This is a genomic window from Pseudarthrobacter cellobiosi (assembly GCF_023913755.1).
Classification (GTDB): Bacteria; Actinomycetota; Actinomycetes; order Actinomycetales; family Micrococcaceae; genus Arthrobacter; species Arthrobacter cellobiosi.
Window position 1 is genome coordinate 39,854 of the sequence record NZ_JAMXBJ010000050.1, and the last position, 21,691, is coordinate 61,544.

The following is a 21,691-nucleotide window of genomic DNA, read 5'->3' on the forward strand; positions in this document are numbered from 1 at the left end:
CGAGTGCGGCACGACTGGATCAACAAGGCGCTACCGGGCGTTGGTGTTGCGCGTGGCTACAAACGGTCCTGGCTGAAGGCGGACCTGGTGGCCGGGGCGGCCTTGAGCGCAGCCCTGGTGCCGGCAGGGATGGCGTACGCCGAGGCCAGCGGGCTGCCTGCAGTGAACGGGCTGTATGCCTCCGTGGTGCCGATGATCTTCTACGCCCTGTTCGGGCCATCCCGGGTTGTCATTGTGGGGCCTGATTCAGCGCTGGCACCCATGATCGCGGCCGCCATTCTTCCGCTAGCCGGGCGGGATCCGGAGCAGGCGGTGGCCATGGCCGGAGTGCTGGCCATCCTGATTGGCCTCTTCCTGATCACGGGCCGGCTCTTCAAGCTGGGCTTTGTGACGGGATTGCTGTCCCGGCCCATTCGCGTTGGATACCTGAACGGCATCGCACTGGCAATCACGGTCAGCCAACTCCCGCGGCTGCTGGGGATCGATGTCCCCGCCGATGGCGTCTTCGAACGCCTCTTATCCCTGGCCGGCGCTGTCGTAAGCGGCGCCATCAATCCCGCCGCCCTGGCTGTGGGCGCAGGCAGCCTTGCCGTCATTGTTGCCGGCCGCTTTCTTCCTTGGAAGGTGCCCGGCGTCCTGTTCGCTGTGGCCGGTTCCGTCGCCGCGGTGGCCTTAATGGGCCTGACCGGACAGCTGCCCATGGTCGGCGCCCTGCCGCAGGGCCTCCCGGCCCCGGCGCTGGGCCGCATTGGCGTGGACGACGTCCTGGCGCTCGTGGGCCCCGCCGCAGGCATCGCGCTGATCGCTTTCGCGGATACCTCCACCTTGTCCAAGAGCCTCGCGGCGCGCCGCAGAGTGAGGGTCAACGGCAATGAGGAAATGGGGGCATTGGGCATCGCCAACCTGGCAACCGGGGTCCTGGGCGGCTTTCCGGTGTCCGGAAGTTCCTCCCGCACCCCGATTGTGCTCGACGCCGGGGCGAAGACACAGCTCAGCGGTGTGGTGGCAGCCCTGCTCGTGGTCCTTTTTATGGTCTTTGCACCGGGGGTGACGGCCTTCCTTCCCACCGCCACGCTCGCCGCCGTGGTGATCGTGGCGGCGTCTTCGCTGGTTGATGTGAGGACGCTGGTGCGCCTGGTCAGGATGAGCCGAATGGAGGCCCTCCTCCTGGTGGTCACGTTCCTCGGCGTCGCCTTTGTAGGGGTCCTGCAGGGCATTGCTGTTGCGATCGGACTGTCCCTCCTGGCCTTTGTCCAGCGCGCCTGGGATCCGTACCGCACCGAGCTGGCGAGCCTGGCGGACGTTCCGGGCTTCCACGACCTGGACCGGCATCCCGAAGGCCGCCGGGTGGAGGGCCTGGTGATTGCCCGCTTCGATGCACCGCTGTTTTTCGCCAACGGGGAAGTTTTCGCCGATCACATCCACAGCCTGGTGGACGCTGCACCCTGGCCGGTGAAGTGGGTCATTGTGGCGGCCGAGCCGATCACCGGGCTGGACACGACAGCGCTGGACGAACTTGTCCAGCTCGACGATGAACTGGCGCAGGACGGCATCAGCTTGGTGTTCGCTGAAATGAAGGGACCGGTCAAGGACCGCCTGATCCGGTTCGGGGCGAGCGCACGGTTCACTGCTGACCATTTTTTCCCCACGCTGAAAAATGCGGTGCACGGCTACAAAAGGGAGACGGAAGTCGAGTAGCGGGCCAATCCACGACCGGTGTTGTCATTTGCCCGGCGCTCCGCGGCTTGACCACCCGCAGGGCCAGGGCGAGGCGCAGCGCCTTTCTGGCGTGAATCGCGGTGCCATCCGGTCATGGCTGTCACGGCACACACCTCGTCCAAAATGATTCTCTTAGCAGCCCGATCCGAACGGGCATCCCGAGTGGCGATGGTCTTCGTGACAGCCCTACGTTCACTCGTTGAAAGCTCCATGGCTCAGCGTGCCAGGACGGCAACCAGCGGCCCCACAGACGCACTGCTACGCGGGCATTACCAAATGATTCTTCGTATGCAGCTACGCGGGCAGCTTTGATGAGTCATCGCGGGGGCTGGCGCGAGCAGTGAGCGTCGGGCAATATTGGGATGTGACCCAGCCGCCCGACGGAACCCTTGAGTTCGATCTTGGTCGGACCGCGCTCGTCCTCCTGGACTATCAGAACTACAACGTCCACCCCGACGGGTACTGGGCGTCGGTCGATCCCGGTTTGGTCGAGCGTGTCGCGCCCGCGTTGAGGCGCACGGCCGAGGCTCTTGCAGCCGCGCGGAAAGCGGGGGTCCGCGTCGTTCACGTCCAGAACGCTTGGCGTGAAGGCCACCCCGACATCAACCCACACGCGCCCTGGCAAGCGGACGCTAAGGCGGCCGGGCGATCAACCGAGGGCAGTTGGGGGATCGAGTTCTTCCAGCCGCTTATGCCCGCCTCCAGCGAACTGATCGTCCGCAAGCGCGCGGTGAGCGGGTTCGCCGGGACGGACCTCGACCGGTTGCTGCGGCTACACGACGTCTCGACAGTTGTGATCGCCGGCATCATCACGAATTTCGCCGCCGAGGGGACGGCCCGAGACGCCTCGGACCGGGGCTACCGCGTCGTGGTGCTGGGGGACTGCTGCGAGAGCATCACCGACGAGATGCATGCCTTCGCGCTCACACAGATTCTGCCCACAATCGGTGAGGTTGTCGGGCTCAAGGAATTCGCCCACGCAGTCTCTCGCTCATGACGCCTGCGTAGAGAGAGAGAGAGAGAGAGAGTTGCGCGTCAACGCCCTTCCATTTCACGCGAACTTCCAATCGCGGTAAGGGTAAGCCGCTCCAACTTGGTTCATTTTGATTACGGCCACTGAGGATGATATTGCTGCATTTAAGGCTGCAGGAGCTCCTGTTTACGCAATGCTCGAGGCGGACCCGGAAACGAAAACCCGTACAGACAAGTCCAAGGATCTGGCAACTGGCGAACCTGCTGACGCCGCCCTTAAGCTATGCATCTGTCCGCCGCGCCCTATGCCTGGCGGACTAAGCTATGAAGAGTTTGGGTCGGGTCAGACCGATTTCAAGCTCGGAGTCGGCTTGTCAGGCAGCCAGGCGTGGTGCCGGCGCCGTTAAGGGAGTGTAAGGGTGCCGTCGCGGAGCATGGCCCAGGGGACGTTGAGGCGGCGGCTTCGCCTTCGGTAGCGTGACCGTTGTGGACAAAACCCGTTGGAGGATCTCCGCGAATGCTGCCGGCCGCCCCAGCTGCCATGGAAAGGACCTCGAGTAGGTCAGGTCCGGAGCGCGATCGGGGTCTTAGCTATTCCCCTTGGTCATACGGTTGATCTGCGCATCAATCCCACCGGCGTCGCGCACAATTTCCGTATAGATCCGTCCCGAGCGGAATCTGCCGTCTTTGACCTGAAAGATGTTGACCCCCACGAACTCCAGGAGCGTGCCGTCCCGGCGTGTTCCACGCATGCTCCACTCCATCCAAACATCATCGCCGTCCGCCACAGTCCGGGATATGTTGGCAGTGAGATCAGGCAGGTCGCTAAGAAGCATGCTGAAATTTCGACGGACGGAGTCCTGCCCCTGCACGGATTCCCCGCGGCGTGCCGGCGCTTCGTCGACATACGCCGCGTCAAAGCAATCCACGGCCGCTTCCAGGTCACGCGCCGACAGGGATGCAATCCACCGCTGCGCCACCGCCTCCGGATCGCTACTCATACACCCAATCGTGTGGGTTAACAGACAAGTTGGCAACATCACGCGCGGCCTTTTTCACGGGGCCGAGCCGTCTGAACATCGGGAACCTGGCCGAAAGAGGCAACACCGCTCCCGCAGAGTCATAAAGGCGAGGTGCGCGCGAAGCCGGTACAGCGCGAATGCGGTTGCATCCCGGGCGGTGAACGTGGCGGAAGTCCCGGCCGACCCGGACCTCTCTGGCAAACACCCGGCCCTGCCACCCCGCAGCTGACGGAAGGGTCCGGCGATCGGCGGAGGCTCAGTCCTTGAGACTGCTGGTAGTGACTTCGAATTCCTCCACTTCAAGGATCTGCGTTTTTTGCGCTTCGCTGGTCTCTGTCCGGATTTTGTTTGCCGCCTCTCGGCTCGCAGCCAGAGCTTCCTCGGTATCCCACAGCGTAATGGAGAGGGCCTTGTCAGTTTCCTTCCCGTTCAAGTAATAGATCCCCCGGCATCCGGGGATTTCAAGCACCCTCTTGACGATGTCTTCCGTGGGTGCGTCTGCGGTGGTCTCCGGGCCGGTTTTATAGGTGCTGACTCTAGCGAACATCGATTTCCTCCAATAATCCCTGGCTGGAACCCGCTTGCCGGTTCATTCTGCAACATATGGAGGGGACCTGTGTGGCCGGAACACATGCTGCCGCGCGACAAGCTCTACCGGATGGTAGCTTCCTCCCACCAGTAAGGACCCGACGGCGCATAAGCACAAGGTCACGCCGGATGAGACCCAATTGCTGTGTTCATCTCCTCGCGGCACCGTCCGGATGCACGGGCAATGACGCACGAGCGTCTTCCATAAATCAACAGTGACTGAGCGTGGTTAGAGTGGCGCCGTCAGCCGCATTCCGTCAAATCAACAAGCCAGCACTGACCGTTGTTCGGATCAGCCCGCAGACACCGGAGCTCGAGCCAGGAGCGGGCCACACCTGGCCGCAGTCGTTAGGAATCCAGCCCCATGTCTGTCAGTTCTTGCCCCAGAACCACTTCCAGTGTGCAGATCTGCCTGTCATCCAGATGTTCTTTCATCCGCGCGATCATGGCCGAGAAATCCGCCCGTGCTTTTGAACTGGTCGATCGGCCTCCCGGCTCTCCCACACAGCGTAACTGAGATAGCTCCGAGGCTGACTGAGATCCCAAAGTAGCCTGCACCGAAACAGCCGGGTCAGGAAGTCCATCAGGCGTACCTTCAGAAGCAGAGATACAACCAAACCGATCGCCCAAGATGAATGGCTACGCGGGGGGAGTTTGCAATTCACCGTCGTCCCCGTACTAAACCTGTTCCCAAGATGGGTTGCTGGAGTGAAACGTCACGACCAGCCCTATTTATCGGGATCAGCTGAACCGCCATTTCGAACTGTGAGAACACCGCCATTCTGAACTAACAGTCACAGGTGTGACCCTCAGGGCTTATTGGCAGGATTTTCGCGACGTTATTTGGCACGAGGGGGCCGAGGATTAGGGCCTCCTTGCGGACTCGGCTCGCAGAGTCTACGGCCAGCTGATTGACGTTACGGATGCCGACGCTGAAGCTGTCGTGGGTGATGACCACCTCACCATTTGTCGGTCTTATCTCGGCGGGCGTGGTCGCCTGCCGCGTGCCGTCCGCCCGCCTGTTGCCTCATTGCAATACCTCCGGGAAGGGTGATTCGTTGCCTCATCTGAAAACCTCCGCCTGAGGGCTTCGTTGCCTCATTGAAAAACCTCCGGGTTTTCAGTTGTTCCAGGCCCTGTTGACGGGCTTGACGGCGGCGGGTTGTTTTGCCCGGGAGAGTGTTTCCAGCTGACCGGTCAGCGCCAGGATCTGGCGTGAGAGTGCGGCGGGCTTGAGCTGTTTGAATGCGGCGTTCATCCGGATGATCGGGCGTTTACGCATGGTCCCGTGGCGGGTCGCCCGCTGGTTTTCTTCCGCACGGACCGGTTCACCGTCCATCCGGTGGAAATGTCGGTAACTGTCAGGGTGAAGCAGAATTCCCCGAAGCTGTTGCCGCCCTCGTGGCCGACCAGATCGATCTCCACGAACCCCGGGACGGCGTCGTCCCACTCGGCCCAGGTCCGGACCGGGATCTGGGATCTCAAGAGCGTGCCGGGCTTGGTGTGGGACCGGCCGCGCGGGAACAGTTTCCCCCGTTCGCCGGCGAGTTTACGGTCGATGGTCGCCGCGCTCATGCGCACCAGCAGAGCAGCCTGCGCATCGGTGATCTGAAGTTCCTTGTCCCGGCGCAGCAGCGGCACCAGGACCGGCAGCATCGGGGCAAGGATCCTGCCGGCAGGGGCGCGCAGCACCGCCCAGCACGTGATCAACGGTGGCAGCAGGTCAGGGCCGTAGACCGGCGTCCTGCCCGGCCGAGGCCTGACGACTTTCAGGACAAGGGCCTGACGCAGGGCCGCCCGGGCGTAGTCGCGGTGCCAACCGGTCAGCTCGACCAGCTCGGTCAGGATCCGGGTCTTCCCTGCACGATCCGCGCTCTTGTAAGCGAGGGCTTTCTTCTTTGTCACAGCCTGCCGCTGGACCATCGTGAGCTCCATGAAAACGGGCATGACCTGCATCCGCTGCCACCAGGTTGAGCCACGCCGCTACGCGGAGGTTTTCTATGAGTCAACGCGGCCCGTTGACAATTGCACAGGCCTGACTATAGTTCTGTGCATTAACAGGGGTCGCGCGTCACGATTCCCTTGCCGCGATAGCGGAAGCCAGGTTAGTCATGACAGACGTAGCAAGCACCGGCTCGGACCATCTTCAACCCCCGTCGGCGGGTGCGGTCATCAGGCCCGATGATCCTCTTTTTGACGAGGCACGCAAGGTGTGGAACGCCGACATCGATCGAAGACCGGCCGTGATCGTCCGATGTTCCACCCCAGGCGAGGTTGTCACAGCTTTGGGGTGGGCCAGGGCTGAGGGTCTGGAAATCGCAGTCCGCGGCGGCGCCCATAGTGTTTCCGGTGCTTCGAGCGTGGACGGCGGGATGGTCATCGATCTCAGCCCGATGCGCGGCGTGCGCGTGGACCCGGCCGCCCGGCGCGTTCGTGTCGGCGGCGGTGCGTTGCACTCCGACCTCGATGCAGCCTGCCAGGAACACGGCCTTGCCGTACCCGTTGGACTGGTCTCGCATACGGGAGTGGGGGGTCTCACCCTCGGCGGGGGCATGGGATGGCTGACCCGGCGCGCAGGACTGACAATCGACAGTCTGGTCTCGGCCGAAGTGGTGCTCGCCGACTGGCGCATCGTGCAGGCCTCAGCGAACGAGCACCCCGACCTTTTCTGGGCGCTCCGCGGCGGAGGAGGGAATTTCGGGGTCGTCACCGAATTCGAGTTCAAACTCCACGAAGCCGGCCCGACCGTGGACTTCGGGCTCTTTTTCTGGCCTTCTGAGCAGGGTCCGGAGGTGCTTCGCTTGGCCAGGGATCTCGTCTCCATCCTTCCCCGGGACCTGAACGTCGTGCTCGGCGAGCTCAACGCGCCACCAGCCCCCTTCGTGCCCGAGCAGTACAGGTTCCGGCCCGGGTACGCGCTGCTCCTGACCGGTTTCGGGCCGACCAGTCAACATGCCGCTGTGGTCGAACGGATCCGCGGCGCCATCCCGCCGCTGTTCGAGACGATCGGCCCGATGCCCTACGTCAAGCTCCAGCAACTGCTCGACGAGTCCACTGCATGGGGCCGGTTCCACTACGAAAAGACCACCTACCTGACCGAGCTCACCGACAACGCCATCCAGATCATCACCGACCACGCGGCACGCAGAACCTCTCCGCTGACCAAGATCCTGATCTACCTGCTCGATGAGGCATACACGGAAACCGGAGAACATGACACCGCCTTCGGCGGAGAACGCACACCCCGATACTCGGTCTTCATCCTCGCCGCCGCACCCGATAAGCAGTCACTCACCGCCGACCATGCCTGGGCCCGGGCGTTCTGGGACGCACTGCAACCGGCCGCACAAGGCGCCGGCGGCTACCTCAACGTCACGAACGACTACGACGCCACCAGTCTCCGCGCCAGCTACGGAGCCGACAAACTCGCCCGCCTGGCCCGGATCAAAACCGAATGCGACCCCGAGAACGTCTTCCGCCACAACATCAACATCAAACCAGCCGCCCCTGCCGGATAAAATCCCCCGACAGATCACAACAGATCCGGTACACACTTCATTCCTCTTGGACCGGGCCTTCGTCTACGTCACAAGTTCCAGCGAGCGTCGCCACGCAATTCCCCCAAGTTTGGACCCCGCTCTGCCGCGTCCAATTCATAGTGCGGCGCCCAACGGTCAGCGTCGAGACCCCGCGTTGACTCATCAAAGATGCCCGCGTAGCTGCAATCGAAGAATCATTTGAGAATGCCCGCGCAGCGGCGTGTCCGTCGGGGCGGTGTCCGCCGCTTCGGCATTGTGAGCCATGGAGCTTTCGATGAGTGAACGCAGGGCTGTCACGAAGGTCATCGCCACGCGGTATGCCCGGGCGGGCCGGGCGGTGAAGAAGCAGATTCTGGATGAGCTGTGTGCAACGACCGGATGGCACCGGGACCACACCCGCAAGTCGCTCCGGCACGCGCTGGTGCTCAAGCCCGTCCGGCCCCGGGCTGCCCGGGCGCCGCTCTACGGGGAGCCGGTGATCGAGGCGCTGCGGTTCTGCTGGGCGGTCCAGGGGACCCTGTGCGGGCGGCTCCTGGCGGCTGCGCTCCCGGACCTGGTGCCGCGCCTGCGGCGGTTCAAGGAGCTCCGCATTGATACCGAGACCGCCGCGCAACTGCTGAGGATCGCCCCGGACACCATCGACCGCCGGCTCAAGGCAGACCAGGCGAAACTTGAGCCCCGCGGCCGGTCCCATACCAAGCCCGGAACACTGCTGAAGGACTCGATTCCGATCCGGACCTGGGCCGAGTGGGACGATGCGGTGCCCGGGTTCGTCGAGATCGATCTGGTCGGCCACGAGGGCGGCAACAGCCAGTGCGAGTTCTGCTTCACCCTTGATATCACTGACATCGCGACCGGCTGGACGGAAACCCGCTCGGTGATCAACAAGGCGCAGAAATGGGTTTTCGCTGCCATCAAAGACGCTACCGCCGCGTTTCCGTTTCCCGTCCTGGGCCTCGACTCGGACAACGGCTCGGAGTTCATCAACTGGGAGCTGTTCCGCTGGTGCGAACAGGAAAATCTCACCTTCACCCGCTCCCGGTCCGGGAACAAGAACGACGGTGCCCACGTCGAACAGAAGAACTGGCACATCGTCCGCCAGACCGTCGGCTACCACCGCTACGACACGGCTGGTGAGCTGGAACTGCTCAACCGGATCTGGGCGCTCCAGCGGCTCCTGACCAACCATTTCGGGCCACAGCAAAAACTCCTCACGAAAGTCCGGAGCGGCGCGAAGACCAGCAAGACCTACGACTCACCCGCTACCCCGTTCCAGCGCATCCTGGCCGACTCCGGCACCGTCAGCATGGATACGAAGGCCCGCCTGAAACGCGAAAACAAGCCCCTGAACCCGGCCGCCATCCAACGACAAATCCAGGCCCTCTCCGCGGAGCTCCTGACCCTGAGCACCGCAAAGCGAGCCCCTGACAGGCAGCCAACCATCCGGGCAAAACTAAATGATTCCTCGAAACAACCCAGGCGGGCATCTTGACATGATTCCTCGGGTGATGATCTGAGTAATGTGCTGGCCGTGATTCTGGCGGCCATAAAACCGCCGTGCTTCCGTCGAGGATCGAGAGGACAATTGTGTGTAGTGGGTCAGGTCCAGACGTTCAGCCGGGGCCTTCAACAGGAGAGATGACATGGGTGATCCCATCGCTTACCTTGATACCTCCGAGGTCCGTGCCGGAAAACTTGAGGAGCTCAAGGCAGCCATGGCAGAAATCGTCGCGTTCGTTGAGCAAAATGAGCCGCAGATCATCTCCTACTGCGTCTGTTTCTCAGAGGACGGATCCATCATGAGCGTCCTCCATTTTCATCCTGACGCGGCCTCGTTGGAGCTCCATATGAAGGTGGCGGGCCCCAAGTTCCCGCCAGTTGCACCACTCATCAAGCTAAGAACAATCGAAATATTCGGCCGCCCAACCGAGGACCTGGTGGCGCAACTTCGAGCGAAGGCACAGCTCCTCGGCGCCGGATCCGTCACTGTCCGTGACGTTCACGCCGGCTTCGCCCGCGGCTAGGGCGTGTCTCCCAATGGTTGGGTTGCCAGACAACCAAATGCTCCCTCCAGACCAATCAGAGCTAGTTACTCACCAGTTACTTGTCCCTTGGGGACAGCTTTAGGAGTACCGGGCCCTGTTGGCGAGTCGCCGGCAGGGACACCGGGCCGATCTGTCGAACGCCCCGAGCGGTACGGTTGAGTTGTGAACGCCGTTATCGATCACCTGGTCATCGCCGCCGATTCGCTGGAACAGGGCGCGGCCTGGTGCGCGGCAACGTTCGGCGTCCAGCCCTCCGGTGGTGGCAAGCACCCGTTGATGGGTACTCACAACCGAGTGATTGCCATCAGCAGCGAGAGCTTCCCCGACTGCTACCTCGAGGTCATCGCGATCGATCCCGACGCGCCGGCGCCGGGGAGGCCGCGCTGGTTCGGCTTGGACCACCCCGGGGTGCGCGAGGCTGTCCGCGAATCCCCTCGGCTGGTGCACGCTGTGGCGCGCACGCGCAAGATCGAGATGCTGCGCCGGGACCTTGCCAACTTCGCCCTCAACCCTGGCGAGTTGCTGGCAGCGCAGCGCGACACGCCTCACGGACTGTTGAAGTGGCGAATCACAGTCCGCGACGACGGCCGCGCTGAATGCGCAGGCGCGCTGCCCAGCTTGATCGAATGGGAGGGGCAACATCCGTGTGCCCACATGCACCTCACTGATGTGGCGCTGCAGGGCCTGGTGCTGCGCGGCGTTCCGACCCAGGCGGTCGACGTGCTGAAGCTTTCGGCCGTTCACACGAGCCCGATCGACGCTGTGCAGAACGCACCGCTCACCGCGACGCTGGAATCGCCGCGTGGCCGTGTTGTGCTCGATGCGTGGCACTTCGGAGGCTGAACAGCGCTGAAGCCGGCAGAGGGCGGGCCGGAGGGGAGTTCCTCAATGGGCAGTGCCTCCGCCGTGTAGCTGGCCACAACCTCATCAAATCCTTCAATGAGGGCCCGGTATTCCTAAAGCTGTCACAGTCATGCCGTTTTGGCAGGATTGATGCGTGAGTTCCCGTTATGCCTTGTTGTCCGATGCCCAGGGGGAGCACATTGCCCCGTTGATGCCTGACTCTTCAGGGAAGCCTGGCCGCCCGTTCAAGGACCATCGGTCGATGACCGAGGGAATCATCTGCCGGTACCGGGCCGGAATCCCGTGGCGTGACCTGCCGGCACATTTTGGGTCGTGGAAGACCGTGTGGAAGCACCACCGACGCAACGCCGCCAACGGCATCTGGGACAAGGTGCTGGCGGCGTTGTTGACCCGTGCCGATTCGGCCGGGCTGATCAATTGGGAGGTGTCGGCGGATTCCACGGTGAACCGTGCCCACCAGCACGGCACCAACCTGCCCCGCCACACAGGGGGACCGGTCGAATTACAAGAATCTGCTCGACGAGCCTGAGGACCATGCGATCGGCCGCTCCCGCGGCGGGCTGACCCGCGGCGGGCTGACCCGCGAAAATCCATGCCCTGGTGGATGGGAACATGCGCCCCCTCGTCCTGCTTCTGGGGCCCGGGCAGGGCGGGGACTCGCTCATGTTCGAGAACCTTATGGACGCCCTGAAGGTCGACAGGGACGGGCCCGGCCGGGCCCGCACCCGCCCGGAACGGGCCATGGCCGACAAGGCCTAGTCCTCCAAGGCGATCCGCAAGTACCTGCGCGACCGCGGCATCCAATGCGTCATCCCGGAAAAGGAGGACCAGAAGGCCAACCGCAAACGCAAGGGTTCCGCCGGCGGACGGCCCGTCACCTACGACAAGGAAGCGTACAAGCGCCGCAACGTCGTCGAGCGCAGCTTCAACACCCTCAAGCAATGGAGGTCCCTGGCCACCCGCTATGACAAACTCGCCCTCACCTACCGCTCAGCCGCGGTCCTGCACACCGTCGTCATCTGGAGCGCCCTATTGGGAGACACGCCCTAGTGCGGTGACCTGAAACGTTCGGGGTGTTGGTCATGCCGCCCTCGCGGAGTGGTGGCGCCCCCAACGGTGGCCCTTTTCGCTGCGGACGCTGGCGCGTTCACGGCGCTGGGCCTCGAGGATCCCCGGATCGCGGGGGTGTGCGTTGCGCCAGTCCGGCATCGTCAACGTGCCCGACTCAGCGATGCGCACCGATTCGGCGTCCACCCCGCTACCTCCTTCTTGTGCAGAGAAGTAGGGAAAAACCAGTGTTCACACTCGCCTGCACAACCCCGAAAACACAGCTGCCGTTGTGCAGACGACTTAGAGGAAAATGACAACCGGGCGAAGGCATCAGGCGCGATGCCTCCGCGGCGACGCAGGGCCGCGAAAGGCACCCAAACATCATGGGGTCATCCGGGCACTGGGTCCGATTCACCCTTTCTCGCCAGGAATGAATGGCTGGAAACCCCATATTTGGCCGTCGCTGCCTGTGCCCTGTCGGAGACAAATTCGTAGCTGTTTGCCCTGCTGCTCTCGATGGTGAAGCCGGCGCCAGCGATCGTCTCCTGGTAGCTGTCCGTTTGGGCAGCACCTCCAATGCAGGCGGCCCAGAGGTCGGTGTTGCAGACAATTTTCGCGGTGAGCGGTACGGCGGTGACAATGTCGGCAATTGCAAGACGCCCCCCAGGCCGCAGCACACGGGCCGCTTCCCGAAATACCGACGGCTTGTCCGGGGACAGGTTTATGACGCCATTGGAGATGACGCAGTCAAAACTGCCGTCCGCAAACGGAAGGCCTTCGATGTGGCCCTTGGTAAAGGTGACATGCGGATAGCCGCCGGGGTTCCGCAGGCGTTCAGCCTTGTCCAGCTGCTCTTCAGTCATATCAAGGCCAACGACGCGCCCCGTGGTGCCAACCATGGCGGCGGCGTAAAAGACGTCGGTCCCGGAACCGGAACCGAGGTCAAGGACCTTCTCACCGGGAATAAGATCCGCCAGGTCGAAGAAGTATCCAACGCCGGCAAACGATTCGAGGGCGCCAGCAGGAATGGTGTCCAGGAGCTGGGGCGGGTAGCCCAGCTGCTCGGCAAGCCCGCGTCCCATTTTGAAGTGGTAGCTGCCGGTGGGGTTCAGGGCCACCGCGCGGTAGACCTGCTTGACCTTTTCCTCGAGTTCGCGGCGGTCTACTTCAACCGTTCCCGCATCCATGGCCCGGCCCTCCGTCAGGCGATTTCGAGCGTGGTGTGCACGGGGACCGGATTGGTCAGGCAGTCGCGGACAGGCGAAGTGTCCTGAACGTAACGGCACAGCGCCTGCAGCTGCTCCAGTGTCGCATTCGGGCTGGAGACCCGGGCCGTTGCGCGTAACGCGGTGAATCCCGGCCGCGGACCGTCCAGGCCCAGGAAAGGACGGGCGTCCAGGTCGCCCTCCACCTGGAACTCCAGCGAGCGGATTTCAATGCCCTGGGCAGCCGCGTTTGCCGCGTAGCCCACGGAGTAGCAGAAGCCCAGCGCCTGCAGCAGGAGCTCGACGGCGTTGGGCCCGGCATTGTTGCCGAGCAACACGGGCGGCTCATCGCCCTCGAGGACGAAGCTGCCGGTCCGGCCGGTGTCGGGCTCGCCTGCATGCGTAAACCCGAGAATGTTGCCGGTGTTGTGCGTCCCATCAAGCCATGTTGTGGTTGCCTTAAAGGTGAAACTCGCCAGAGCGGGATCCGATTGAATCGCCCCTATCGTCCCCACCAGCTGGTCTACGTCAATTCCATTTCGGATGGTGGCTACATCGCCCATCCCCATTCGCCTCTTTCCGATTTTTGCGCGGATCCGGAGCGGGTCCCCTCAGGTATAATCAAGCAATCACTTGAATATTTGAATTGCACACCTGGACGGGATAGATTGTCAAGTACTTACTTGAATAGGTTCGATGAGCGGAGGCTCCGGTGAGCAGCAGGAAAGCCAAGGACGCACTCTTTGACGCGTTTTCATCGGTGGCCAAGGTGCTTGGCAGCGGCCGGCGCGCCGAGCTGGTGGACGTCCTTGCCCAGGGCGAACGTCCGGTGGACGAACTCGCTCAAGAGATCGGGCAGAGTGTAGCCAACACCTCACAGCACCTCCAGCACCTACAGCGGTCAGGACTGGTGCGCAGCCGGCGCCAGGGAACCCGGATCTACTACCGGCTTAGCGGATCATCAGTAGCCGAACTTTGGGCAGCCATCCGCCACGTGGCTGCGGAGCATGTGGCGGAACTCGATAAACTCGCCACGGCCTGTCTTGGCGACCGCTCCGCCCTGGACACCCTGACGCAGGCTGAACTCCGCGAGCGGATGTCCGCCGGCGACGTCGTTGTCCTCGATGTGCGGCCTGAACCGGAGTTCCAGTCCGGGCATATCGCAGGAGCTGTGTCCGTTCCGCTCAAGGAGTTGGCGGCGAGACTGAGAAATCTCCCCGATGACCGCCAGGTTGTTGCCTATTGCCGGGGCCCTTACTGCGTGTTCGCAAACGAAGCCGTACAAATGCTCCGCCTGGAAGGGATCCCGGCCACACGCCTGGAAGGCGGCTACCCGGAGTGGGCTGCCGCCGGGCTCCCAGTGGAGGTGGCCCCGCAGCCGGAATAGCATCCGGCTATGCGGGCGCCCCGAGGGTCCCTGTTGTGAGGTTAACTCCGGCGCAGCGTCAGGATCTGTTCAGCGCGGCCGAACGGGCCCTGGAGATCGTGCAGGACAGTGGACGTGAGCCCAATCCCGTCAGTTCCGAAGGAGACGGCATTGTCCAGGCCCAGCCATTCGCCCTCGGGCCTGCGGTACATGTGGATCTGCAGGTCCAGGTTGGGGAAGGCATAGCTGTCTTTGCCCGGCGGGACCCTGGCCGCGATTCCGTTGGCCGTGTCAACGAGGCCCATCAGGCGGGCCAGGTCGCCGCTGTCGGCTTTATCCGTCAGGGGGTGCTGGGTGCGGAGCCAGACGATGCCCGCGCCGGGCCGGTGGCCCTCGGCCACGCGCATCTCCAGGGACCGGATGTAGCCGCCTGGCCAGATGGCAGGGCCGTCGAGCGGTTTGCATTCATCCGGTGCCGGGATGGCGGTGTCCTCGACCGCGGCAACCGCGGCCGTGTCGCTGGTGATCATCCGCCACGCGGTGGCGCGGATGGCCACGCGGCCGTTCTCAACCAGTTCTGCCTGCAGGAGCTCGATGGTCCGGCCCGGACGGAGGGTGGCGGTTTCGATGTGGAACCCGCCACCAGGGATCAGGCCCAGTATCTCGTAGCTCAGCCGGGCCATCCGCATGTCGGCGCGGGGCTCGTGGCGCTCCAGGCTGTCCGCCATCAGGCCAGAGGCCGGCGCCATATGCTGTTCGTGCTCGTTCCAGGCCCCCTGTGCGTGGATGGTGGAGCAGAATCGCCCCTCACCCAGCGCCTGGTAGTAGAAAAAGCCTTCGGCCAGGTCTGGCAGATCCTTGGTCAACGTTGGCCCTTCCGACGATTCTGGGTGAATGATCATTAACTCTAACCGGTGCTCTACTGACCGGCCACCGCGGCAAGCTCCAGCATGCGCGGCAACAGGTCCGGCCAGGATTTCGCGAAGCCTGGATGGAGCTCCTTCAGGTCCACCTCAGCCAGCGGGACCCACTGGAGTTCGAGACTTTCCGGATCGCTGATCACGGGGTCAAACGGCGCGGTCACCAGCACAACAACGGTGGTGTAGGACCAGTAGCCAACGTCCAGTACGGACGTGAAGAGGACGCTGACATCCGCGGCCGGCACTGCGGCTTCCTCGTGCGCCTCGCGGAGTGCGCCGGTGACAGCGTCCTCGCCCTGGTGCAATGCTCCGCCGGGGAGTCCCCACGTTCCCCCGTTGTGGCTCCACAACGCGCGGTGCTGCAGGAGAACGCCCTTGCCGGGGTCATAGGCCAGGACGCCGGCGGCACCGAATCTGCCCCAGAACTTGCCGTGGTCGCCCTCAACCCACGCGTCACCGGGATCCCGCGGACCGGTCCGGAGCGGCGGAAACATGAGATTCGCATCAGGGGACGTGGCAGCCAAGGAGTGATCCATTCCTCCAGTCTGACAGGTGCCCGGCGGCCCTGACGCTCAGGCGTCGGCCGCGCGTCAGCCTGTTTGGGCCCCGTGACCGCGTTCGACGGCGAAATCACCGCCGGGGTACATAACGGTTTCGTGTCCGTCGTCGAAGCGGACCAGGTAGGGCGGATGACCTTCCTGACCGCGGACTTCAACGATTACCCCGTGCCGGTCTGAGGACCCGACGGTCCTCCCCCGGACGATGATCCTGTCACCCTGCGCTGCCTCCATGGCAATCACCTCCAAGGCCCAGAGTACGACTGACGGGGACCAGGGAACAGGGGTCAGCCACGTGACCGGTCGCGGCTCCCGGAAATGGACGGCAGGTCAGTTCCCTGGGACGCGATGAGACGGGCAGCGCGGCGGAGTGCGTCGTCGGGGTCCTGGTGCCAGCGCGTGATGACGACGTCGGCCCGCTGGCGGTCGCTGCCACCCAACCCCTGAAGCAGCGGAAACACAACGTCGACAATCAGGGGGTCCACCAGCTCTCCGGTCTGCGCGGTTCTGATGAAGCCCTCCAGCCGGGTCAGGTCAGAGTGACGGAGGAGGGCCACCCGGGACTGCAGCAACACAACGGCGGCGAGCCGCCTCTCATAGACCGGCCGCCTGCCGGGACCGGGCCGGCCCCAGAGGAGTGATGCCAAAGCGGTCACCTCATCGTGGCCAAGGTCCTTGAACTTCGTGCCAGCGTCGCGGACGGTGCCGCGTACGGCTCCCACCGACGATCCGTAGGACCCAAGTACCCCGCCCACCCGGGACTCCACGTCTTCCGCCCGGTACCAGGCGCCCTCATTCTGCAGGGTGGCGTCGATGAAGCCGGCAGCCTCCTGCACACGTTCGTTCACGGCGCAGTTACCGTCCCAGCCGGCCGGCAGCGGCGTGAAGTATGCAGAACGGCGTTGACGGGCGTGCTTCGAGGCGTCCCTCCGCGATGGGATCCCCGCACACGTCGCACGTACCGTAAGTGCCCGCCGCAATCCGCGCCAGGGCCGCGTCCACCTGTTCGAGGCCCGAACTGCTCTGCTGCAGGAGCGCCGATGCCTGCGACAGCTCGAATGCAATGGTGGATCCCTCGGGGTCGTGCTCGTCATCCACGTTGGAATCCTGGCGCGCAGCATTGGCCGAAGAGATGTCCGCGCGGAGGGCGGGAAGAAGCGCGAGTTTCCGGGCGCGCTCTTCCTCCAGCAGGACCCGGAACCGTTCAAAATCTGGCATGGGAAAAGCCTAGTGGTTTTGGGGGTCTCGACAAGCGCGGCCAGTCGGAGGATGCTGGCAATCGTAAGCGCCTCAGATGCCGTCTGGCAGCAAGGGACAGACAGCTGATGGACACAAACTCCACAGAGAAAGTCTGCGTGCCATGCCTACAAACATCGTCACCGAGTTGGCAGTCAAGTCCCACAACACACCGGATGAGAAGCGCCGGCCGGAGAAGACGGAAGTGGACGTCGTCAACCTGGGTGACTACACCGTTGGCCGGTTCACGTTCAATCCCGGCTGGCGCTGGTCGGACTGCATCAAGCCGGTGGTCCAGACCGAGTCCTGCCAGAACAACCATGTGGGATTCTGCGTTTCCGGAGCCCTCAATGTCGAGACCACCGATGGCAACCGGATCAACATCAGTGCCGGAGATTCCTACACCATTCCACCGGGGCATGACGCCTGGGTGGACGGTGAAGAAGCCTTCGTCGGCATTGAATTCCTCAGCGCCGCGGAATTCGCCAAAGCCCCAGGAACGTGACCCGGCTGCCGTCCCCCCGGCAGGTCAGTACCAGTTGTTGGCCACTGAATGGTTCCACGCACCGCACGGTGACCCGTAGCGGTCCGCTATATACGACAGTCCCCAATTGACCTGGGTCCGGTAGCTCGTGAGCCAGTCGCTGCCCGCGCTGGCATACTTGCTGGCCGGCAGCGACTGGGCGATCCCGTATGCGCCCGAATAGGGGTTGGTCGCGGTGGTCAGCCAGTTGGACTCCTTGGTCCACAGCGACGCCAGGCACGGAAACTGGTCCTGGCCCCAGCCGTAGGCCGCCAGCTGCCCGGCCGCGTAGCTCTTGGCGCCGGCGGGGTCGTTGACAGCGCCGCCCGGCACGGAAGGCACGACGACGACGGGCGGCGGGGCCGGCGTCGGGCTCGGGACAGGAGCGGGGGCGGGTACTCCCGGTACGGCAGGCGGGGCCGGAGCCGGTTTCTGCGCAGCGGCCAGGGCAGCTGCCTTGGCTGCCGCCTCCGCCTGTTGGCGTGCCTGTTCCTGCGCCGCCGCCCGCTTGGCGGCCTGCGCCGTTTCGTACGCAGCCAACGCCACCTGGCCCTGCCGGAACTCACCCTCCACGGCAGCGGTGGTGCCCTTGAGGGAGGCCAACTGCGCGGTCAGTTCCTGGCCGTGCTCCTGCTGCTCCGCGATCTGCCGGGACATGGCCTGCTGGGCGGATTGGGCGGCATCGAGCTTGGTTCTGGCTTCGCCGGACAGGCGCTCGCGCTCGGCCCTGGCTGCCTGCTCCTGATCGGCCAGGGCGCGGGAAATGCGTTCGGCGGCTGCGGATTTGTTCACCAGGGCGGCAGTCTTATCGCTGACGATCTGGACGATATTCAGGCCTTGGATGCTGTTGTTCTGCACGGCGTCGAGGGCAACGAAGAAACCCATGTTTGTGCCACCGGTCTTATACGACTGCGCCGCAAGAGACCCGATTTCCTTCTTGTACTGTCCCAGTTCGGCCGCGGCGCGTGCGGTCTGGGCGGTCAGTGCATCCACAGTGGAAGTGGCGGCCTGAAGCGCCGCTTCGGCAAGGGCATACTCCGCGGCGGACGTCACGGCCGCATCGCCCAGCGCCTCCGCTTCGGTCTGGAGCCCGCCCAGCAGCCCATTGATCCTGGTGACCTCTGCCGCTTTGCCGGCCTCGCTTTGCTTGGCGTTCTGCACGTCCTGCCACGAGGGATAGCCTCCCGGCGGCGCGTCGTCGGCGGCATGCGAGGGAAGCATCGCAGCCGACCCCGCCAGGGCGACCGCCAGCAGGCCGGCGAGGGCGGGCAGCCGCATTTTTTGAACAATCCGGGACATAGTTGGTGAGCTTACCGGGCATATACGGATTACGGGGGTTGACCTGCAACATCGTTACCGGAGAGCCGGGAAACCGCACTGAAATGCGGGTGGATTCCACGCCTACATTCCGTTACCGGAATGTGACATTGCTGCCGAGCAGAAGTTATGGTCAAGCGGTAGCCCGGCTCAAGCCGGACCATTCCCGCCAGTATGCCGAGCCCTGCCGCTGACCGGGATCCAGTCGCTTTCCAGCTGGCAGGGACGGGGGAACCACGTTTCCACGGCTTTTCGAAGCCTTGGGGTTAAGTCGGTATCGCTCCCGTCCCGTGCGGCGGCGCCACCGGCCGGGTAACTCCGACCCGAACCCGACAGCTCACCCCGCAGGCATGGGAGAGGCGATCAACCGTGTCCAAGAATTCCGCTTCCGCACGCCATCGTGTGGTTCCTGCCCGCTCTACCGTCCCTGTCGGCCTGTCGTCCACGGCCAAAGCGCACGCACTGACGTTTGGTCGGCCGGCGCTGGTGGCTGTTGCTGCATCAGGCCTGCTGTTCAGCATCGGCGCCCCGGCGCAGGCCGGCGTCCACGGCCCTGGTGATGCCGGTACTGCCAACGCCCAGGCCCAAACAAGTGCAGCGGTGGCGGCCCCGGCCGCCACTGTTCAGGCCGCTGCTGCTCCGGCACCGGCCGTGGCCAACGTCCACACGGTCGTTTCAGGCGACACGCTGGGCCAGATTTCCGCCACCAACGGCGTCCCGCTCAACGACGTCCTTGCCGCCAATGGACTCTCACTGACCAGCGTCATCTACCCCGGCGACCAGATCCGGATCCCCGGTGCCGGCTACACCGCACCGGCTCCCGCGGCGAAGGTCGCGGCGGCCCCGGCCTCCCCCACCAACACCGGTATCCAGCTGGCCTCAACGTCCGCACCGGCGGCCCAGGCTCCGGCCAGCTCGCTCGGCGCGGCCATCCTGGCTTCCGCCAACTCCCAGCTTGGCGTCCAGCAGGACTGCACCGCCATGGTGGAGAAGGCGCTGCGCTCGGTGGGTAAGAGCGTTGGTGATCTGGCTCCCGGCCAGTTCTACCAGTACGGCTCAGTGGTGGGCACACCGGCACCAGGGGATCTGGTCATCACGGCCGGCCATGTGGGCGTCTACGCCGGCAACGGCCAGGTAGTCAGTGGCGGGGTGGACGGCTACAAAACCGAAGTGCACTCCATCAGCTGGCTCTCCGGAGTGTCCTTCGTCCGCGTAGCGTGATCCGACCATGCTCGACGGCGGCGGGCGGCACCCAGCCGCGCGCCGCCGTCGTCCATCCCTGGTGTTCGCTCAGGTCCCGCAGAAGGTCCGGTAGCTCCCGAAGTCTTCAGGGGCGGGGCCGGCGTAGCGTTCCAGCCCGGGGCGCTGCGTGTACGGATCGGCCAGGACGTCCATCAGGCGGTTGAAGGGGTCCAGGTCGCCTGCGCTAGCAGCGTCAAGGGCCTCTTCAACCAGGTGGTTCCTGGGGATGTAGACGGGGTTGACGCGGTCCATCAGGTCCGCGTCCGGCCCCAGTGCCAGCCACCGCGCGGCCCAGGCGTCGAAGGCTTCGGGGTCCGTAAACATGGCCCGGGCAGTTTCCGGGGTGCCGCGGGCCGCCGAGCCGAGGCTCCGGAAGAAGGAGGTGTAATCCACCTGGCCTTCCTGGAGCAGCGCCAGCACACCGTCCACGATCGGCGACGCGACGTCGTCGTCCGTGTCCGCGCGCAGCCCCAGCTTGGACTTCATGCCGGCTGACCAAGCAGCGCTGTACAGCGTGCGGAAGGCGCCGAGGGATTCAACGGCGAGCGCAATGGCCTGGTCCTGGTCTTCATGGAGCAGGGGCAGGAGTGCTTCGGCGAGCCGGGTGAGGTTCCATTCGGCAATGACCGGCTGGTTGGCGTAGGCGTAGCGTCCGTCAGCGTCGATGGAGCTGTAGACCGAACCGGGGTTGAAGGCGTCCATAAACGCACACGGACCATAGTCGATGGTCTCGCCGGAGATGGTCATGTTGTCGGTGTTCATCACGCCATGGACGAAGCCCGCCAGCATCCATTGCGCCACCAGGGACGCCTGGGCGGCTATGACCGCATCGAAGAACGCGAGATAGGGCTTTTCGGCGAGCGCCACGTCCGGGTAATGGCGGCTGATGGCATGATCGGCCAGACGGCGCAGAAGGTCCGTCTCGCCGTTGACACGGGCGAACTGGAAGCTGCCGACGCGCAGATGGCTGCTGGCCACCCGGGTGAGCACGGCTCCGGGCAGCATGGTTTCGCGGCGGACGGGCCGGCCCGTGGCCACCACGGCGAGGGACCTCGTGGTGGGGATGCCCATGGCATGCATGGCTTCGCTGACGACGTACTCGCGCAGCATGGGACCGACGACGGCGAGCCCGTCACCCGCGCGGGCGAACGGTGTCCGGCCGGAGCCCTTGAGGTGGATGTCCCGAAGCTGCCCGTGGATGTCCGTGACCTCACCCAGCAGGAGGGCCCGACCGTCGCCGAGCAGGGGCGAGTAACCGCCGAACTGGTGGCCCGCATAGGCCTGGGCCACCGGTGTGGCACCTTCAGGAATCTGGTTGCCGATCAGCAACCGCGTCCCGTCGGGCGTCCGCAGCGAGGACGGGTCCAGGCCCAGTTCGCTGGCCAACGGCTCGTTCAGGACCAGCAGCTGCGGGTCTGGCGCTTCCTCTGCCTGCCAGGGAACCGCCAACTCCTCGAGTTCGCGGGCGAAACGCCCGCCGAAGGTGAGCGTTAGTGGGATTGCGGTGCTCATCCTTCAAGACTACC

The 21,691-nt window shown here is 64.4% G+C and carries 23 protein-coding genes, 1 pseudogene and 1 riboswitch; of the genes and pseudogenes, 10 read left to right on the top strand and 14 right to left on the bottom strand.

Annotated features, from left to right (window positions below):
• The first annotated feature begins 3 nt into the window (after positions 1-3).
• A complete protein-coding gene (locus NG696_RS17525) occupies positions 4-1,698 on the top strand; it encodes a SulP family inorganic anion transporter (RefSeq protein WP_252563495.1) in 1,695 nt (564 codons plus the stop codon).
• Between the two features lie 385 nt (positions 1,699-2,083).
• Positions 2,084-2,716: a cysteine hydrolase family protein gene (locus NG696_RS17530; RefSeq protein ID WP_252563494.1), complete on the top strand. Its 633-nt coding sequence runs from the start codon at positions 2,084-2,086 to the stop codon at positions 2,714-2,716.
• A gap of 562 nt (positions 2,717-3,278) precedes the next feature.
• Here the strand turns inward: NG696_RS17530 and NG696_RS17535 are convergent.
• From NG696_RS17535 to NG696_RS17550, 4 genes are all read right to left on the bottom strand, one after another.
• Entirely contained in the window at positions 3,279-3,692 is a 414-nt protein-coding gene (locus tag NG696_RS17535; protein WP_252563491.1) for a nuclear transport factor 2 family protein, read from the bottom strand.
• Positions 3,693-3,969: 277 nt separating this feature from the next.
• Positions 3,970-4,260, bottom strand: a complete 291-nt coding sequence (locus tag NG696_RS17540; protein ID WP_252563488.1) for a hypothetical protein — start codon at positions 4,258-4,260, stop codon at positions 3,970-3,972.
• Positions 4,261-5,421: 1,161 nt separating this feature from the next.
• Entirely contained in the window at positions 5,422-5,559 is a 138-nt protein-coding gene (locus NG696_RS17545; RefSeq protein WP_252563486.1) for a hypothetical protein, read from the bottom strand.
• Positions 5,556-6,248: a hypothetical protein gene (locus NG696_RS17550; RefSeq protein ID WP_252563483.1), complete on the bottom strand. Its 693-nt coding sequence runs from the start codon at positions 6,246-6,248 to the stop codon at positions 5,556-5,558. Before NG696_RS17550 ends, NG696_RS17545 begins: the two co-directional genes overlap by 4 nt.
• Positions 6,249-6,412: 164 nt before the next feature.
• On the opposite strand from NG696_RS17550, the gene NG696_RS17555 reads away from it, so the two are divergent.
• The 5 genes and pseudogenes from NG696_RS17555 to NG696_RS17575 all read left to right on the top strand — a co-directional run bounded on the left by NG696_RS17555 (position 6,413) and on the right by NG696_RS17575 (position 11,799).
• Positions 6,413-7,819 carry an FAD-binding oxidoreductase gene (locus tag NG696_RS17555; protein WP_252576275.1) on the top strand — a complete coding sequence of 469 codons (1,407 nt, stop codon included), beginning with the start codon at positions 6,413-6,415 and terminating at the stop codon, positions 7,817-7,819.
• 295 nt (positions 7,820-8,114) lie between these two features.
• Positions 8,115-9,332, top strand: a complete 1,218-nt coding sequence (locus NG696_RS17560; protein WP_252576276.1) for an integrase catalytic domain-containing protein — start codon at positions 8,115-8,117, stop codon at positions 9,330-9,332.
• Positions 9,333-9,483: 151 nt separating this feature from the next.
• On the top strand, positions 9,484-9,864 hold the full coding sequence (locus NG696_RS17565; RefSeq protein WP_252563476.1) for a hypothetical protein: 381 nt from the start codon (positions 9,484-9,486) through the stop codon (positions 9,862-9,864).
• Between the two features lie 183 nt (positions 9,865-10,047).
• Positions 10,048-10,728 (top strand): VOC family protein, encoded by a 681-nt coding sequence (locus tag NG696_RS17570; protein WP_252563474.1) that lies wholly within the window; start codon positions 10,048-10,050, stop codon positions 10,726-10,728.
• A 211-nt stretch (positions 10,729-10,939) separates the two neighbouring features.
• A pseudogene (locus NG696_RS17575) lies at positions 10,940-11,799 on the top strand (IS5 family transposase).
• A 30-nt stretch (positions 11,800-11,829) separates the two neighbouring features.
• On the opposite strand, the gene NG696_RS17580 reads toward NG696_RS17575, so the two are convergent.
• The 3 genes from NG696_RS17580 to NG696_RS17590 form a co-directional block, all read right to left on the bottom strand.
• Positions 11,830-12,003, bottom strand: a complete 174-nt coding sequence (locus tag NG696_RS17580) for a hypothetical protein (RefSeq protein ID WP_252563471.1) — start codon at positions 12,001-12,003, stop codon at positions 11,830-11,832.
• Positions 12,004-12,188: 185 nt separating this feature from the next.
• A complete protein-coding gene (locus tag NG696_RS17585) occupies positions 12,189-12,986 on the bottom strand; it encodes a methyltransferase domain-containing protein (protein ID WP_252563468.1) in 798 nt (265 codons plus the stop codon).
• A 14-nt stretch (positions 12,987-13,000) separates the two neighbouring features.
• On the bottom strand, positions 13,001-13,567 hold the full coding sequence (locus NG696_RS17590; protein ID WP_252563465.1) for an OsmC family protein: 567 nt from the start codon (positions 13,565-13,567) through the stop codon (positions 13,001-13,003).
• A gap of 149 nt (positions 13,568-13,716) precedes the next feature.
• On the opposite strand from NG696_RS17590, the gene NG696_RS21010 reads away from it, so the two are divergent.
• Positions 13,717-14,391, top strand: a complete 675-nt coding sequence (locus NG696_RS21010; RefSeq protein ID WP_252563462.1) for an ArsR/SmtB family transcription factor — start codon at positions 13,717-13,719, stop codon at positions 14,389-14,391.
• A 41-nt stretch (positions 14,392-14,432) separates the two neighbouring features.
• Here NG696_RS21010 and NG696_RS17600 read toward each other — a convergent pair whose 3' ends face one another.
• From NG696_RS17600 to NG696_RS17620, 5 genes are read right to left on the bottom strand one after another with little or no spacing between them, the layout of a single operon-like run.
• On the bottom strand, positions 14,433-15,236 hold the full coding sequence (locus tag NG696_RS17600; RefSeq protein WP_252563460.1) for a thioesterase family protein: 804 nt from the start codon (positions 15,234-15,236) through the stop codon (positions 14,433-14,435).
• A 53-nt stretch (positions 15,237-15,289) separates the two neighbouring features.
• Entirely contained in the window at positions 15,290-15,826 is a 537-nt protein-coding gene (locus NG696_RS17605) for an NUDIX domain-containing protein (RefSeq protein WP_252563447.1), read from the bottom strand.
• A 54-nt stretch (positions 15,827-15,880) separates the two neighbouring features.
• Positions 15,881-16,081 (bottom strand): DUF1918 domain-containing protein, encoded by a 201-nt coding sequence (locus tag NG696_RS17610; protein WP_252563444.1) that lies wholly within the window; start codon positions 16,079-16,081, stop codon positions 15,881-15,883.
• Between the two features lie 53 nt (positions 16,082-16,134).
• Positions 16,135-16,695, bottom strand: coding sequence for a DNA alkylation repair protein (locus NG696_RS17615; RefSeq protein WP_252576277.1), 561 nt, complete (start codon positions 16,693-16,695; stop codon positions 16,135-16,137).
• A gap of 7 nt (positions 16,696-16,702) precedes the next feature.
• Positions 16,703-17,065, bottom strand: coding sequence for a TraR/DksA family transcriptional regulator (locus NG696_RS17620; protein ID WP_252563438.1), 363 nt, complete (start codon positions 17,063-17,065; stop codon positions 16,703-16,705).
• Positions 17,066-17,207: 142 nt separating this feature from the next.
• Between NG696_RS17620 and NG696_RS17625 the strand changes: the two genes are divergently transcribed.
• Positions 17,208-17,588 carry a cupin domain-containing protein gene (locus tag NG696_RS17625; protein ID WP_252563435.1) on the top strand — a complete coding sequence of 127 codons (381 nt, stop codon included), beginning with the start codon at positions 17,208-17,210 and terminating at the stop codon, positions 17,586-17,588.
• Positions 17,589-17,612: 24 nt separating this feature from the next.
• On the opposite strand, the gene NG696_RS17630 is transcribed toward NG696_RS17625, so the two are convergent.
• Entirely contained in the window at positions 17,613-18,905 is a 1,293-nt protein-coding gene (locus tag NG696_RS17630) for an aggregation-promoting factor C-terminal-like domain-containing protein (RefSeq protein ID WP_252576278.1), read from the bottom strand.
• Positions 18,906-19,119: 214 nt separating this feature from the next.
• Positions 19,120-19,289, top strand: a riboswitch (cyclic di-AMP (ydaO/yuaA leader).
• A 3-nt stretch (positions 19,290-19,292) separates the two neighbouring features.
• Between NG696_RS17630 and NG696_RS17635 the strand changes: the two genes are divergently transcribed.
• A complete protein-coding gene (locus NG696_RS17635) occupies positions 19,293-20,144 on the top strand; it encodes a C40 family peptidase (RefSeq protein ID WP_252563429.1) in 852 nt (283 codons plus the stop codon).
• 69 nt (positions 20,145-20,213) lie between these two features.
• On the opposite strand, the gene NG696_RS17640 is transcribed toward NG696_RS17635, so the two are convergent.
• Positions 20,214-21,677 carry a protein adenylyltransferase SelO gene (locus NG696_RS17640; protein WP_252576279.1) on the bottom strand — a complete coding sequence of 488 codons (1,464 nt, stop codon included), beginning with the start codon at positions 21,675-21,677 and terminating at the stop codon, positions 20,214-20,216.
• Between the last annotated feature and the right edge of the window lie 14 nt (positions 21,678-21,691).